Genomic DNA, 14191 nt, shown 5'->3' with positions numbered 1-14191 from the left:
CCGGTAGCCGGTCACGCAGGCCGAAAGGGGACCTCCTGGGCGGGAGGTCCCCTTTCGCTATGCGTGCAGGGCGGCGAGTTCTTCCTCGACTTCCCGGCGCACGGCGTCTTCCCGTGCCCTGCGGTCCTCCGGCACCAGTCCGGTGCGGGTGCGGCGGTCCAGCACGTCGTCCGCGTCCAGCGCGCCTTCGTGCCGCACGGCCCAGGCCACTTCGCCGATCTCCGCGACCTTCCCCGCCTCGGTGCCGTAGCGCGCGACCAACTCCGCCGGCCCGGCCGCCAAGCCGGAACCGACCAGTGGCAAGGACTTCGTGCGGCAGGGGACCGTCGTCAGGCCGGTGGCGTCGACGGCGTCCGCCGCCATCCGCCGGTAGGTCGTGAGCTTGCCGCCGACCACGGTGGTCACGCCGTCCGAGGTCAGCACCGCGTGCCGCCGGGACAGGTCCGCGCTCGGCCCGCCCCCGGTGTCCAGCAACGGCCGCAGACCGGCGAACGCGCCCAGCACGTCGTCCCGGGTCAACTTCCGGCGCAGCACCGAGGACGCCATGTCCAGGAGGAAGTCCACATCGGACTCCGGCACCTCGGGGACGTCCGGCACGGGTCCGTCGACCGGTTCGTCGGTCAGGCCCACGTACACGCGCCCGTCCCGCTGCGGCAGCACCAACCCGTAGCGGTTGTGGGTCCCCGGCACCGGCACGGTCAGCGCGGTCTGCGTGATGCCCATCGTGTCCGCCGCGAGGACGAGGTGCGAGCCGCGGGACGGGCGGAGCTTCACGTCCACGAGGTTCCCGGCCCACACGCCGGTCGCGTTCACGACCGCGCGGGCGCGGACGGTGAGGCTCTCGCCGGTCAGGACGTCGACGACCTGCGCGGTCCGGCCGTGCAGGGCGGTGACCCGGGCTCGGGTGATGACGCGTGCGCCAAAGCCGGCGGCGGTCCGGGCGAGCGCCACCACCAACCGGGCGTCGTCGACCAGTTGGCCGTCGTAGGCGAGCAGACCACCGCGCAGGCCGTGCGGGTCGAGGCCGGGGACCAAGGCCAGGGCCTCGGCGGCGGGCACGTGCCGGGGCCGGGGGAGGACGCGGCTCGGCGTGCGGGCCAGGCGGCGGAGGACGTCGCCCGCGCGCAGACCGGCCATGACCACGGGGTCGTTCGCCTTGCCGTGCAACGGGACCAGCTGCGGCAGCGGGCGCACGAGGTGGGGCGCGGTGCGGGTCATGAGGATGCCGCGCTCGACCGCGCTCTCGTAGGCCAGGCCCACCTCCCCCTGCGCCAGGTACCGCAGGCCGCCGTGCACCAACTTGCTGGACCACCGGGACGTCCCGAACGCCAGGTCGTGCGCCTCCACCAGGCACACGTCCAGGCCGCGCGACGCGGCGTCCAGGGCGACCCCGGCCCCGGTCACCCCGCCGCCGACGACCAGCAGGTCGACGGTCCTCTCGGCCACCTCGGCGAGTTCGCGGCGGCGGCGGACGGCGTTCAGCGAGGTGGTCACGACAGCGCCCCGTTCAGGAAGTCGGCGAGCTCGGCCACCAGGGCGTCGAAGTCCAGGTCGGTGGTGGCCGGGCGGACCGACAGCACCATCGACTGGGTGGTCAGCAGCACCAGCCGGGCCTGAGCGTGCGGGTCGCCGGGGCGGATCGAGCCGTCGGCGTGGCCCGCCTCGACCTCGCCCAGCAGGAACGCCTCGACCAGGCGCTGCGTGCTGCCCAGGCGCTGCACCAGGTAGGGCAGCATCAGCTCGGCGTCCAGGTCCAGCACCCGGCGCATCAGCGGGTCGGCGGCCAGCAGGCGGATGCCCGCGATGGCCCTGGCGACCAGCCGTTCCCGCGCGGTCGCGCCGGAGGGTTCCTCGATGCGGGCCAGCAGCGCGGTGAACTCCCTGGTCATCAACGCCCGCACGAGGGTCCGGACGTCCGGGAACCGGCGGTAGAGGGTCATCCGGCTCACGCCGGCGCGCTTGGCGATGTCCGTCAGCGTGGTGCGGCGGACACCGACCTCGACCACGCAGTGGCGGGCCGCGTCGAGGAGTGCGTCATCACTGTGACGTTGGGACGTCATGTGTCACACTGTAGCGGTGACCGAGCGCATCGACCACACCCTCCGGGGCAGGTGGACCCCCTCGACGGCCGAGCTGCCGCCGCACGCACTCAAGCTGCTCCGGCAGCGCACCGGCCTTACCGAGGTCCGCACCCCCGCGCGTCCGCTCGACGTGCCGGAGCCCGCCCTGGACGCCGACGCCCGTGCCGCGCTGGACGCCGTGGTCGGCCCCGGGTTCGTGCGGGTCGACCGCGACTCCCGGCTCGGGCGGGCCGGTGGCCTGTCCTACCTGGACCTGCTGCGGCAGCGCGGCGCCGGCGACCTCGCCGTGCCCGACGCCGTGGTGCTGCCCGCGACCCCCGAGCAGGTGACCGAGGTGCTCGCGGTGTGCGTCGAGCACGACGTGGCCGTGGTGCCGTTCGGCGGCGGCACGTCCGTGGTCGGCGGGGTGGCGGCGATGCGCGGGGACAAGGCGTCCGTGATCGCCCTGGACCTGGTCCGGCTGGACAAGCTGGTCTCGCTGGACCCGGTGTCCCGGATCGCCGTGCTGCAAGCCGGGTTGCCCGCGCCCGAGGCGGACCGGCTGCTCGCGCCGCACGGGTTCACCGTCGGGCACGTGCCGCAGTCCTACGAGCGCGCCACCATCGGCGGGTTCGCCGCGACCCGGTCCGCCGGGCAGGCGTCCTCCGGGTACGGCCGGTTCGAGGACATGGTGGAGGGCGTCCGGGTGGCCACACCGGTCGGCGAGTGGCGGCTGGGCGCCGCGCCCGCGTCGGCGGCCGGGCCGGACCTCAAGCAGCTGGTGATCGGCAGCGAGGGCGCGTTCGGCGTGCTCACCGAGGTCGCCGTGCGGGTCCGGCCGCGACCGGTGGTCGAGCGCTACGAGGGTTTCGTGGTGGACGGCTGGGAGCGCGGCGCGTCGGTCGTGCGGCGGCTCGCGCAGCGCCGGGTGCTCGCCGACGTGACCCGACTGTCCGATGTGGACGAGACCGAGGTGTCGCTGTCGATGGCGGGCGGCTGGAAGACCTCGGCGTTGAAGGGCTACCTGCGGGGACGCGGGGTCAAGGAGCCTTGCCTGCTGATCCTCGGTTGGCACGGGGCGTCCGAAGCGGAGGTCAAGCGCCGTCGACGGGAGACCGTGCGGGGCCTGCGGGCCGTGTCGCTGGGCAAGCTGTTGGGCGAGGCGTGGCGGCACGGCCGGTTCAACGGCCCGCGCCAGCGCGACGCGCTGATGGAGGTCGGCGTGTGCGTCGAGACTCTGGAGACGGCGACGCACTGGTCGCGGATCTCCGCCTTGCGCACGTCGGTTCGTGACGCTTTGCGGGACGCGTTGGGCGAGTGCATCGTGATGTGCCACATCTCGCACGCCTACGAGACCGGCGCGTCGCTGTACTTCACCGTCCTCGCCGCACGCGACGCCGACGACCCGGTCGGACAGTGGCAGGTGGCCAAGGCCGCCGCCGGCGAGGCGATCAGCGGCGTCGGCACGATCAGCCACCACCACGCGGTCGGCACCGACCACGCCCCCTACCTGGAGGCGGAGATCGGGTCGCTGGGCGTGGCGGTGCTGGCGTCCGTCAAGCGGACACTCGACCCCACCGGCGTGCTCAACCCTGGCAAGCTCATCCCGGGCGGGATAGTTTCGGGCGGGTGACCGGTGATCTGCTGATCCGTTCCGTGCGGCCGTGGCCGAACAGCCTTGACGTGCCCGCGGTCGACGTCCTGTGCTCGGGTGGGAAGCTGGCGGCGTTCGGCGCCGGCCTGGCCGCCCCGCCCGGTGTGCCCGAGGTGGACGGCCGCGGCGGCGTGCTGCTGCCCGCCTTCACCGACGCCCACGCCCACCTCGACTCCACCAGGCTGGGCCTGCCGTTCCGCCCGCACAGCGCCGGCGCCGGCCTGGCGGAGTTGATCGACAACGACCGCCGCAACTGGCGTGGCGCCGAGCGGTCGGTGTCCGAACGCGCCACGCACACGCTGGGTCGGACGATCGCCGGCGGCGCGACCGTCGTCCGCAGCCACGCCCAGGTGGACGTCGACTCCGGACTGGAGAAGCTGGAGGGCGTCCTGGCGGCCCGCGAGACCCACGCCGGCCGCGCGCACGTCGAGGTCGTGGCCTTCCCGCAGTGCGGGATCCTGCGGGAGAAGGGCACCGCGGAGCTGCTGGACGCGGCCCTGCGCGCGGGCGCGGACCTGGTCGGCGGCCTGGACCCGGCCGGGTACGACCGCGACCCGGTCAAGCACCTGGACGTGGTGTTCGGGTTGGCCGAGAAGCACCAGCGCGGGGTGGACGTCCACCTGCACGACGCCGGGTCGCTGGGAGCGTTCCAGATCGAGCTGATCTGCGAGCGGGTGGCGGCTCTGGACATGCGCGGCAAGGTGACCGTGAGCCACGCCTTCGCGTTGTCCACTGTGGACGAAGAGCGGCAGCGCGGGCTGATCGAGATGTTGGCCGAGCACGACGTGGCCGTCACCACGGTGGCGCCCGGCGTGCGCGAACCGTTGCCGCTGCGGCAGTTGCGGTGGGCAGGTGTGCGGATCGGCCTTGGTCAGGACGGCATCCGCGACTACTGGTCCCCGTACGGGAACGGCGACATGCTGGACCGGACCTGGCAGCTCGCGTACCGGAGCGGGTTCCGAGCGGATGCCCTGGTGGAGATGTGCGTGGACATCGCCACCAGGGGCGGGGCTTCGGTGGTGGGGCGCACCTTGGGGTTGACCGAAGGTGCGCCGGCGGACGTCGTGGTGGTGCCCGGTGACACGGTGACCGCCGCCGTCATGGACCGTGCGCCTCGCACATTGGTGGTGCACGAGGGCCGGGTCGTCGCGGCGGAGGGCGAGCTGGTCTAGAAGGTGACGAGGGCCTTGCCGAGGTTCTCGCCGCGGAGCATGCCGAGGAAGGCCTCCGGAGCCTTCTCCACCCCGCCCTCGGTGACGGTCTCGTCGTACTTCAGCTCGCCCGACGCGATCCAGCCGCCGACCTCCCGCACGAACTGCTCGCGCAGGTGCTCGTGGTCCGCGACCAGGTACCCGCGCAGCGTCAGGCGCTTGCCGACGGCCAGGAACAGGTTGTCGGGGCCGGGCTTGGGCTCGGCGTCGTTGTAGACCGAGATCGCGCCGCACAGCGCCGCCCGGCCGTTGAGGTTGAACGCGTCCAGGGCCGCTTCGAGGTGGTCGCCGCCGACGTTGTCGAAGTACACGTCGATGCCGTCCGGCGCGGCCTCGGCCAGCTGCTCCCGCACGGGGGCGTTCCGGTAGTTGAAGGCCGCGTCGAAGCCCAGCTGGTTCACCAGGTAGTCGGCCTTGGCGTCGGTGCCGGCGCTGCCGATCACGCGCTTGGCGCCCTTCAGCTTCGCCAGCTGGCCCGCCACCTGGCCGACCGCGCCGGCCGCGCCGGACACGAAGACGACGTCGCCCTCCTTGAAGGCGGCCACCTCCACCAGACCCGCGTACGCGGTCATGCCGGGCATGCCGAGGACGCCCAGGTATGCGCCCAGCGGCGCCTTGGTCGGGTCGACCTTCTTGGCGTGGGCCGCGTCGAGCAGGGCGTATTCGCGCCAGCCCAGTCCGTGCAGGACGGTGTCGCCCACGGCGAAGCCCTCCGCCCCGGACGCCACGACCTCGCCGACCGCGCCGCCGTCGAGCGGCTGGCCGATCTGGAACGGGGGCACGTACGACTTGCGGTCGTTCATCCGGCCGCGCATGTACGGGTCCACGCTCATCACGAGGTTGCGGACCAGGATCTGGCCGTCCCCCGGGGTGGGGACCTCGACCTCGGCCAGGGCGAAGTCGTCGAGGGTCGGGAAGCCCTTCGGGCGGGCGGCGAGGTGGATCTCCCGCGCGGTGTTCGGCACGCTCATGTTCCGTGCAACCACCGCGTCGGCCGCCGGTGTTCCCGTCATTTCAGGGCTGTGACGCTGCGATAGGTGAAACCGAGGCGTTCGTAGACCCTGATAGCCGGGGCGTTGGCCCCGTCCACCATCAGGGCGCACTCGCCGTGCTCCGCCAGGAGTGCGCAGGCCACGTACGCGCAGATCCGGGTGGACAGTCCGCGTCCGCGGTGGTCGGGGTGGGTCGCGACGCCCGCGAGGAAGCCGATGCCGGGCGCCGACCAGGCTTCGGCGGCCACCGCGACCAGGCAGTCGTCGACGTGGATGCCCGCCCACCGGCGTGGTCCGCGTTCGTGCGGCCATACGTAGGAGTGAGGGCTGGCCTTGCGCAGCAGGGACTCCACGTCGTCCCACTCGTCCTCGCGCAGCCAGCGGACGCCGTCGGGCGCGGCGAGCGTGCCGGTGCGTTCCATCCACCCGAAGGTGCCGCGCGCGGGGTACTGGGGGAGTGCGGCGGCCGTCTCCGTGGTGACCATCGGTTCCAGGCCGGGTCGGTGGAGGGTGTCGAGCAGCGTGGCGATGTCGTCGGTGGGGCCGGCGAGCACGAGCCGGTCGTGCCGGTTCAGGGCGGGCGCGTGGACGGCCACCGCGCCGCCGTGCGCCCACGCCGCGCCGCCGCCTCCAGGCAGCAGGCTCTGGGCGGCCCACCGGACGATCGGGTCAGGGTTCGCCGCCGCCACCTCGTCCGGGGTGTGCAAAACACGCATGACCGCATCATCGTCGAGCACTACCCTCGCCCGCATGCAGATCCGGCGGGTGACCTCGTACGACGATGTGATGGCCGCCGCACGACTGTTCGACGACCCGCCGACGGCCGCGGCCACCCGGGCGTTCCTCGCCGATGAACGCCACCACCTGCTCATCGCGTACGTGGACGACGAGCCGGCGGGCTTCGTGTCCGGGGTGGAGACCACCCACCCGGACAAGGGCACCGAGATGTTCCTGTACGAGCTGGGCGTGGACGACGCCTACCAGCGCCGGGGCATCGGCACGGCCCTGGTGGAGGCCTTGCTGGCGTTGGCGAAGGAACGCGGTTGCTACGGCGCGTTCACCGCCACCGAACCCGACAACACCGCCGCCCTGGCGACCTACGCCCGCACCCGGGCCGACGCCGAGGCGACGGTGTCGTTGAGCTGGACGTTCTAGGAACCCTTGCGGAACAGCGTCCGCTTCTGGAGGGCGTCCTCCAGTCGCTGGTGCGCCAGTTCCATCATCCCGTTGTAGTGCTCCTGCGGGCGCGGCGGGACGGCCTCGTCCGGCGCGGGCAGGGGCTTCATGGTCAGCCAGCGCTCGTCCCACAGCAGGTCCAGCGCCGACTCCCACAGCAGGGTCACGCCGACCCGGGTCAGCATCTCCTGCTCCACGGCCTCCGCCATGCGGTCCTGCGAGGCGCTCAACCGCTCCAACGCCTCCCCGACGCGCTGGTGGTCCACGTCCCTCATGCGCTGCACGGAGTCGCCCGCCAGCGCCACGATCTCCTTGTACCGCTCGACCGCGGAGACCGCCTCCACCTCCGGCACGGCGTCCCCACTGCGCTGCGCGGGCACGACAGAGGCGTGGCTGATCATGATTCCTCCCCGGTGTCGAACGGAATGACCACCTGCGGGCGGGAGTGCTCGAACCGGTCGAAGAACAGGCAGCGGTGCGGCCTCGGGGACCACGACATCACCTGCTCCGGACCGAACGAGATCAACTCCTTGCCCTGCACGTCGAACGCGAGCCACGCGCCGATGTCGTCGTACTGGCCCGGCGGCAGGCTGTTCTTCAGCCGCTGCACGCCCCGCCACCACCCGAGCAGGTGGGTGCGGTTCTCCGGGCCGTGCTTGAGCACGGTGCGCAGACTGTCCACTCCGGACGTGCGAGTGGTGGGATCCTTGTTCTCCAGCAAGGCGTGCGCGGCGTCCACCGCGTACACCACCAGGTAGTGGGGCGGCAGCGGCGCGCCGGACTCGCCGGTCACCGACGCCGTCAGGCGGGCCGCGGTGCCGTCCAGCAGCGCCCGGATGCCCTCCAGGCCGAACAGCTCCGCCGAGTGGCCGGCGTTCTGGAGCTGCTTGTAGAGCTTCTCCGCGTACGGCCAGGCGTCCTCGGCCAGGCACGCCAGGCTGAACTGCGCCTCGCCCGGCTCGCGTTGCCGCGCCAGGGACAGCGCCGCGCCGCCGAGCACGCCCGACGCGTCCTCGGGCAGCGAGCCGATGACCGCGATGTTGCGCCCCGGGGTGCGCGGGAACCGCACCTTGGCCGCGCTGCCCGCCACGTCGATGACCTGGCCCAGCAGCACGGTCGGGTTGGCCTCGCCGGTGCGCAGCGACTGGAAGTCCGGCAGCGACTGCAACGCGGGCACCTTGCTGCCGTCGAACAGGATCGGCTCGGGCAGGTCCGGCGGCCGTCGGCGGTGCAGCTCGGCCTGCAAGACGTCGAACGTGCCCTTGCTCGTGGTGTCCGGGATGCGCGCGACCTCGTTGCCCGGCCGGACCCCCGACTCGTGGTTGACCACGGCGTGCCAGCGCGGCAGCTCGACGGCGGCGTCGTTCTGCGGCTCGGCCAGCACGCGGCGGGCCTTGGGCAGCGCGATGCGCACGGTGAACTGCTCGAAGATCGCCGACTTGCCCCAGAACCCCTCGATGCCGGACACGTCCTGGCTGGACAGCACCAGGTGGATGCCCTGCGACCGGCCGCGCCGCGCCACGTCCTCCAGCAGCTGCGTGGCCTGCGCGGTCACGTTGTCGCGCTCACCGAACAGGTACTGGAACTCGTCGATCACGGCCACGATCCGGGGCCACCGGCCGTCCGGGTCCTCCTCGCGCAGCTGCTCCAGCTTGGTGACCTCGTGCCGCTTGGCCGCGTCCGCCCGCCTGCGCATCTCGTCGGCCAGGAACTTCAGCAGCGCCACGCCGAACTCGCGGTCGGTGTTGACGTTCACGCCGACCAGGCGCGCGTGCGGCAGCCACGTCGGGTCCTTGCGGCCCGGCGCGAACTGCGCGAACGACACGCCCTCCTTGAAGTCCAGCAGGTACAGCTCCAGCTCGTCGGGGTGGTAGCGGGCGGCCAGGCTGCCCAGCATCGCGTAGAGGAAGTTCGTCTTGCCCGACCCGCTCGGTCCGCCGATCAGGGCGTGCGGCGAGGTGTCGCCCAGCGCCACGTGCACCGGTTCGCCCTCGTGGTAGCCCACCGGGGCCACGACGCCGGAGGCCGAGCTCTCCTGCCAGAACTGCTCGGGCAGCAGGTCCTGGAAGGTGCTCAGCCGCGTCCGGCGCTCCTCCCGCTTGTCCGCGATGGCCGCGCACGCGCGGGGCACGGCGGTGCGGGAGAACGGCGGGTCCAGCGTCACCACGACGTGCTTGCCGGTCATGGTGCAGGTGGCGGTCTGGTCGGGGTGGATGGTCACGGTCTCGATCGGCGAGTTCACCGTCACAGGGATGTCCACGATGATCAGCTGCACGCCGCACGCCAACCCGTTGCGCGCCACCCGTTGCAGCTGCTGCTGGTGCTCTTCCTTGAGCACCTGGCGGTTGCCGAACAGCACGGCCACCCGCCACGGCTCGGTGCGCCGCCCGCCGACCGACCGCACCGACTGGTGGCCCTCGACCAGCACCCCGGTGTGCACGCGGCGGATGTGGTCGGACAGCTCGTCCAGCAGCTCCTGCGGGCGGGCCGGGTCGTGCACGGTCAGCAGGCCCGCGCGGGTCAGCGGGTACAGGCCGGGCAGCGAGCCGGTGAGCTGGTTGACGTCCCACACGTGGATGTGCACCAGGCCCGGCTGGAAGTGGCTGACCAGGCGCAGCAGCAGGTTCTCCACCAGCGCGTCCGCCGCCTGGCGACTCTCCCAAGTGGACGACACGTGCAGGTGCGAGTGGTCCAGCAGCGGCACGGCCACCGGGAACGCGCGGGGCTCGGGCGCGCCGCGCACCACGCCGGTGCCGATGCGCCACAGCTCGGGCACGCCCTCGCTGCCGTCGGCCGTGCCGGGCGTGCCCAGCCAGCCCTCCGGCGGCCACGACGCGGGACCCGGCGCGACCGCGTTCACCAGGGCGGTCAGCTGGTCCGGGCCACCCTCGGACCACTCGCGGAACGCGGCCACCCGGTCGACCAGCGCCTGCGCGAGCTGCTGCCCCAACCCCTTGTGCCGCTGCACGGCCCGCGCCAGCACCGGGTCGGCCAGCGCCCGGTCGACGCCCTCGCCGCGCAGCATCACCTCGAACATGTCCCGGGCGCGCTCGTCCACCAGCTGCCGCAGCTCGCGCGAGGCGTTGCCCAGCGCGGCGGCCACCGCGTCCCGGAACTCCTCGAAGGCGCCCTCGACCTTCCTGCGCCGCTCGTCGCGCCTGCTCACGTCACAGCTCCACGGCCAGGCGCTGGACCAGGTCCAGGCTGCGGACGATGAGGTCCAGCTCGTCGGCGAAGCGCTCGTGGGCCTTGGCGAACCCGGCGGGCACCAGCGGCTCGGGGTGGTTCGCGCCCGCGTCGGCGAGGATGTCCATCGCCTCGTCCAACGCGCTCTGCGCCTCGCGGACACTGCGATAGGCGTCACGGAGCAGCTCGCAGCTCTGTTCGAGCGCGAGCCGCACCTCGGCGACCGACGTCACGTCACGGCCTTCACGACTCGTCAGAGCCGGGAGTTGATGTTCTCGGCCTGCGCGATGCCGTTGGCCAGGAACTTCTGGAGGTCGGTGACCCCGCTGACGACCTCGGCGAACTGGCTGTTGGCCTGCTCCACGTCGGCCTGGGCGCTGCCCTGGGTGGCGGTGCTCAGCAGCGCCTGGGCGTCCTCGGCCAGGTCGGCCGCCTGTTGCAGGGCCTGGGCGCTCTGCCCGGCCTTGTCGACGGCTTGGGCGATCGCGGCGCGGACCTCTTCGATGCTGGCCATGTCGGTCCCGACCCCTCCCACAACGCTGGAGTTCCTATAGTTGAAAGTAGTACCGAAGGTTTCACGATTCACAAGCAAGATCGGCTGACCGGGTGGCATCGGAAACCCACTCGATCGGATTAGCGTTGTCGATCTCAGTCGGGCGCCGTCCACACGAATGCCGAGGCCGGTGTCGCGGACAGTTCCAACGCCGTGATCCCACTCTCCGGGACGGGCGTCGCTGACCAGCGCGTCACCGCCGACTCACCCGACCACTCCACGGGCGTCCACCCCGTTCGGCCCAACGACGACACCGCGCCCTGTAGCGCGACCGTGGGCGAATCGACACTCGACCCGAGATCGATGTGCACGCTCAGTAGGTGCCCATGTGGAGCCACTCGGGTGATCTTGCCACTTCGCGCGACCCGACTCGCTACCGCCCGCGCTTGCCACTCGGCCCCGGCGGACCGGTCGGCGGCGACGTCGACCCGCAACAGCAGCCGGGTACCCCCGCCGACCGGGGGATCAACATCGGCGACCGGCCGATCTTCCCCGTTTTTCGCGGTTTCGGCCTCGGGCCGGCGCTGCGGGTCCCCGCCCGCCCAAGCCTCGATCAGCAGCCGTTCCGCGCCCGGCACGATGCCGTCCAACTGGGGCTGGTCCTCCAGCACGGTCCACGCCGTGGGCGGCTCGCACGCGACCCGGGGCATCGGGAAGTCGTCCCCGAGCGACCGCACGAACATCCGGACGGCCCGCGCCAGCGCACCCGCGACGTTCTGCGTGGCCCGCTCGCCACTGACCAGCGACACCGTCACCGACCAGCACCCGGGTTCCTCGTCCGAGCAGTCCCCGGCGGCGACGACCCGACCGCCGACCCGCCGCAGCAGCCCGGCACAGGCGGCCCGCGCCTGCTGCTCGTCATCGGCCGCGACCACCACGGTGATCAGCAGCTCCAGGTCTTCGCCCACCATCGCAGCACGAATTGTCCACGAACCCCGCCGATGCCCGCACTCCGCCCGTTCGGTGGCACCGACCGAAGTGCTCTCGGCCCAACTTGACCTGGAGTGTGCTCCAACCGATTTGCTGTACGGCATGACGAACAACCTTCAGGGCAAGGTCGCGTTGGTGACCGGGGCGTCTTCGGGCATCGGCGAGGCGACGGCGGTCGCGCTGGGCAGGGCCGGGGCGTCGGTCGTGCTGGCCGCCAGGCGGGTCGAGCGGCTGGCGGCGGTGGAGGCGCGGTTGGCGGAGGAAGGGGTCAAGGTGTTGACCCTGGAGTTGGACGTGACCGACGAGGCCGCCTGCCGGGCCGCCGTCGAGCGGGCCGTCGAGGTGTTCGGCGGGTTGGACGTGCTGGTCAACAACGCCGGCGTGATGCTGCTGGGCACCGTCCTGGGCGCGGACACCGAGGACTGGCGGCGGATGGTGTCGACAAATCTCCTCGGCGTCATGTACCTCACCCACGCCGCCCTGCCGCACCTGGTCGAGCGGCGCGGCGCGCTCATCCAGATCTCGTCCACCGCCGGCCGGGGCGCGCGCCCGACCGCCGCCGTCTACGCGGCCACCAAGTTCGGTCTCAACGCGTTCAGCGAGGCGCTGCGGCAGGAGGTGGCCGCACAGGGCGTCCGGGTCGTCGTGGTCGAGCCGGGCGTGGTGGAGACCGAGCTGCGCGAGCACATCACCGACCAGAACGCCAAGAACGCGCTGGAGGACCGGATCACCGGCATGCGCCAGCTCCAGGCCGAGGACATCGCCGCCGCCGTGCTCTACGCCCTCACCCAGCCCGAGCACGTGTCCGTCAACGAGATCCTGGTGCGCCCGACCGATCAGCTCTGGTGAACCACCCGCCGGACGACCTCCAGGCCCCGCGCCCGCCGCTCTGTGCCCCGCGAGGCCGCCGTCGGCTTGTCGCGCCGCCTTTCCCGACGATCAGCTTTTCCGATCGGCGGGAAACGCGGCGCGACAAGCCGACTTTGGGGCGGCCGAGCCGCGCGACGGAGTCGCGCCATTAGACACCGAGCACTCGCCGGACGAACGCAACCACGTCGTCCAGCACTTCGTCCCGGTTGGTCTCGTTGAACAGCTCGTGCCGCGCGCCGGGGTAGATGCGCTCCTCGAACAGCAAGCCCCGGACGCGGTCGGTGCCGGTACGGGTGTCGGCCAGCGGCACGAGCTCGTCGGCCTCGCCGTGCAGCCACAGCGTCGGCAGGTGCTCCAGGGTGGGGCCGTAGTTCACCTCGTCCAGCGCGCGTTCCAGCGCCTCCAGCGTGGACCGCTTGAACGGGCCGTGCCAGACCAGGGGGTCGGCGGCGTACTGCTTGCCGACCTCCGGGTCGCGGGACAGCACGTCCGGGTCGATCGGGGTGTCCGGGATCTCCGGCAGGGACAGCAGGTCCAGGCCCTGCCACGTGCCGAGCAGGGGCGCGGACAACACCAGTGCCGCCAACGGGTGCAGCTGCGCGTACCGGGTGGCGACCAGGCCGCCCATCGAGTGTCCGATGAGGACGGTCGGCAGGTCGGTGGCGGCCGAGCTGACCGCCGCGCCGACGTCGGCGACCAGGCCGTCGAAGTCGGTGATCAGCACGGGTTCGCCCTCGGACCTGCCGTGCCCCACGTGGTCGGCGGCGACCACCAGCGCGCCCGCCTCGACGAGTCTGTCGGCCACGTGCCGGTAGCGCCCGCCGTGCTCGCCGTAGCCGTGCACGAGCACGGCGAGCCAGGTGGCGTCGAGGTTCGGCCAGGTGCGGACCGCGAGCTCCCCGGCGTGGCCGGGGACGTTGGACTCGATCACCTAGGCAGCGTAGAACGCGCTGATCTCGATCTTCCCACCGCCGCACACCGGACCCAGGCCCCACGCCACGCTCAGCGGCTGCGTCTCGTCCGGTGGGATGGCGGCGGCGTTGCTCGCCTCCGGCTGGCACGGTCGGTCCACCGGCTCGTCGCCTGCGGGCACGACGTTCCAGTGCAGGTTGGCCGCCGCGCTCGCGCCGGGCGCCAGCGGGACGGGTGACGGGCCGGGGTTCGGGGTGCGCTGGAGGTCGGTCGGCACCGGCTGCCCGTTGGCGTCCTGGAGCTGGAAGCCGCTGTAGCCGTTGAGCGTGCACAGCGCCTGGCCGGTGTTGGTCACGACGAACTTGCCGTACCGGTTGCCCGCGCCCGCGTCCGTCGGCTCGACCTTGCCGCTCAGGGTCGCGGCGGTGCAGCGGCCGGTCGCGGGCGCCGCGGTCGTCGGGGACGTCGGCGGGACGGGGGCGGCGGAACTGGTCGAGGACGGGGCGAGCGGCAGGGTCTGCTGGTCGGCCGCCTGCCGCGGACTGCCGCACGCGGCCAGCGCCACCAGGGCACCGCAGCACACGAGGAGTCGCCTCATGTCCACCTCCTGGTCGTGGTCCTACCAGGAGGACGTACCCCGCCGCCGA

Annotated in this window: 15 protein-coding genes; 4 read left to right on the top strand and 11 right to left on the bottom strand. The window is 72.7% G+C overall.

What is annotated here, in order from left to right; translation table 11 throughout:
• Positions 1 to 57: 57 nt before the first annotated feature.
• Positions 58 to 1494, bottom strand: coding sequence for a glycerol-3-phosphate dehydrogenase/oxidase (locus tag WBN91_RS18880; protein WP_337723749.1), 1437 nt, complete (start codon positions 1492 to 1494; stop codon positions 58 to 60).
• Positions 1491 to 2060 carry a TetR/AcrR family transcriptional regulator gene (locus tag WBN91_RS18875; protein ID WP_337723748.1) on the bottom strand — a complete coding sequence of 190 codons (570 nt, stop codon included), beginning with the start codon at positions 2058 to 2060 and terminating at the stop codon, positions 1491 to 1493. The genes WBN91_RS18880 and WBN91_RS18875 overlap by 4 nt, the downstream gene beginning before the upstream one ends.
• 16 nt (positions 2061 to 2076) lie before the next feature.
• Between WBN91_RS18875 and WBN91_RS18870 the strand changes: the two genes are divergently transcribed.
• Both WBN91_RS18870 and WBN91_RS18865 read left to right on the top strand, forming a co-directional pair.
• Positions 2077 to 3693 carry an FAD-binding oxidoreductase gene (locus tag WBN91_RS18870; RefSeq protein WP_337723747.1) on the top strand — a complete coding sequence of 539 codons (1617 nt, stop codon included), beginning with the start codon at positions 2077 to 2079 and terminating at the stop codon, positions 3691 to 3693.
• On the top strand, positions 3690 to 4886 hold the full coding sequence (locus WBN91_RS18865; RefSeq protein WP_337723746.1) for an amidohydrolase: 1197 nt from the start codon (positions 3690 to 3692) through the stop codon (positions 4884 to 4886). Before WBN91_RS18870 ends, WBN91_RS18865 begins: the two co-directional genes overlap by 4 nt.
• Here the strand turns inward: WBN91_RS18865 and WBN91_RS18860 are convergent.
• Positions 4883 to 5896: an NADP-dependent oxidoreductase gene (locus WBN91_RS18860; protein ID WP_337723745.1), complete on the bottom strand. Its 1014-nt coding sequence runs from the start codon at positions 5894 to 5896 to the stop codon at positions 4883 to 4885. The genes WBN91_RS18865 and WBN91_RS18860 overlap by 4 nt on opposite strands.
• Positions 5897 to 5934: 38 nt before the next feature.
• Complete coding sequence (locus WBN91_RS18855; RefSeq protein WP_337723744.1) at positions 5935 to 6633, bottom strand: GNAT family N-acetyltransferase; 699 nt, start codon at positions 6631 to 6633, stop codon at positions 5935 to 5937.
• Positions 6634 to 6667: 34 nt separating this feature from the next.
• Here WBN91_RS18855 and WBN91_RS18850 point away from each other — a divergent pair, with 34 nt between their 5' ends.
• The gene (locus WBN91_RS18850; RefSeq protein ID WP_337723743.1) at positions 6668 to 7072 is read left to right on the top strand and encodes a GNAT family N-acetyltransferase; all 405 of its coding nucleotides are present in this window, start codon (positions 6668 to 6670) and stop codon (positions 7070 to 7072) included.
• On the opposite strand, the gene WBN91_RS18845 is transcribed toward WBN91_RS18850, so the two are convergent.
• The 5 genes from WBN91_RS18845 to WBN91_RS18825 form a co-directional block, all read right to left on the bottom strand.
• A complete protein-coding gene (locus tag WBN91_RS18845; RefSeq protein ID WP_337723742.1) occupies positions 7069 to 7494 on the bottom strand; it encodes a hypothetical protein in 426 nt (141 codons plus the stop codon). The genes WBN91_RS18850 and WBN91_RS18845 overlap by 4 nt on opposite strands.
• A complete protein-coding gene (locus WBN91_RS18840) occupies positions 7491 to 10259 on the bottom strand; it encodes an FtsK/SpoIIIE domain-containing protein (protein WP_337723741.1) in 2769 nt (922 codons plus the stop codon). The genes WBN91_RS18845 and WBN91_RS18840 overlap by 4 nt, the downstream gene beginning before the upstream one ends.
• A 1-nt stretch (position 10260) precedes the next feature.
• Positions 10261 to 10512: a hypothetical protein gene (locus tag WBN91_RS18835; protein ID WP_337723740.1), complete on the bottom strand. Its 252-nt coding sequence runs from the start codon at positions 10510 to 10512 to the stop codon at positions 10261 to 10263.
• 20 nt (positions 10513 to 10532) lie between these two features.
• A complete protein-coding gene (locus tag WBN91_RS18830; RefSeq protein ID WP_121223353.1) occupies positions 10533 to 10793 on the bottom strand; it encodes a hypothetical protein in 261 nt (86 codons plus the stop codon).
• Positions 10794 to 10927: 134 nt separating this feature from the next.
• A complete protein-coding gene (locus WBN91_RS18825; protein ID WP_337723739.1) occupies positions 10928 to 11743 on the bottom strand; it encodes a hypothetical protein in 816 nt (271 codons plus the stop codon).
• A 121-nt stretch (positions 11744 to 11864) separates the two neighbouring features.
• Between WBN91_RS18825 and WBN91_RS18820 the strand changes: the two genes are divergently transcribed.
• Complete coding sequence (locus tag WBN91_RS18820) at positions 11865 to 12611, top strand: SDR family NAD(P)-dependent oxidoreductase (protein ID WP_337723738.1); 747 nt, start codon at positions 11865 to 11867, stop codon at positions 12609 to 12611.
• A gap of 169 nt (positions 12612 to 12780) precedes the next feature.
• Here WBN91_RS18820 and WBN91_RS18815 read toward each other — a convergent pair whose 3' ends face one another.
• Positions 12781 to 13563, bottom strand: coding sequence for an alpha/beta hydrolase (locus WBN91_RS18815; protein ID WP_337723737.1), 783 nt, complete (start codon positions 13561 to 13563; stop codon positions 12781 to 12783).
• Positions 13564 to 14142, bottom strand: coding sequence for a DUF4232 domain-containing protein (locus WBN91_RS18810; protein WP_337723736.1), 579 nt, complete (start codon positions 14140 to 14142; stop codon positions 13564 to 13566). It lies immediately after the preceding gene.
• Between the last annotated feature and the right edge of the window lie 49 nt (positions 14143 to 14191).

It is taken from the genome of Saccharothrix sp. CCNWYY140 (genome assembly GCF_037401995.1).
GTDB lineage: Bacteria > Actinomycetota > Actinomycetes > Mycobacteriales > Pseudonocardiaceae > Actinosynnema.
Note: the sequence above shows the minus strand (reverse complement) of the source record. Positions and strands in the feature narration are given on the sequence as shown.

Excerpts from the sequence above, each read along its gene's own strand:
- WBN91_RS18855 (WP_337723744.1), bottom strand. The coding sequence starts at position 6,633 with ATGCGTGTTTTGCACACCCCGGACGAGGTGGCGGCGGCGAACCCTGAC.
- WBN91_RS18860 (WP_337723745.1), bottom strand. The coding sequence starts at position 5,896 with ATGAGCGTGCCGAACACCGCGCGGGAGATCCACCTCGCCGCCCGCCCG.
- WBN91_RS18810 (WP_337723736.1), bottom strand. The coding sequence starts at position 14,142 with ATGAGGCGACTCCTCGTGTGCTGCGGTGCCCTGGTGGCGCTGGCCGCG.
- WBN91_RS18845 (WP_337723742.1), bottom strand. The coding sequence starts at position 7,494 with ATGATCAGCCACGCCTCTGTCGTGCCCGCGCAGCGCAGTGGGGACGCC.
- WBN91_RS18820 (WP_337723738.1), top strand. The coding sequence starts at position 11,865 with ATGACGAACAACCTTCAGGGCAAGGTCGCGTTGGTGACCGGGGCGTCT.
- WBN91_RS18825 (WP_337723739.1), bottom strand. The coding sequence starts at position 11,743 with ATGGTGGGCGAAGACCTGGAGCTGCTGATCACCGTGGTGGTCGCGGCC.
- WBN91_RS18830 (WP_121223353.1), bottom strand. The coding sequence starts at position 10,793 with ATGGCCAGCATCGAAGAGGTCCGCGCCGCGATCGCCCAAGCCGTCGAC.
- WBN91_RS18875 (WP_337723748.1), bottom strand. The coding sequence starts at position 2,060 with ATGACGTCCCAACGTCACAGTGATGACGCACTCCTCGACGCGGCCCGC.
- WBN91_RS18850 (WP_337723743.1), top strand. The coding sequence starts at position 6,668 with ATGCAGATCCGGCGGGTGACCTCGTACGACGATGTGATGGCCGCCGCA.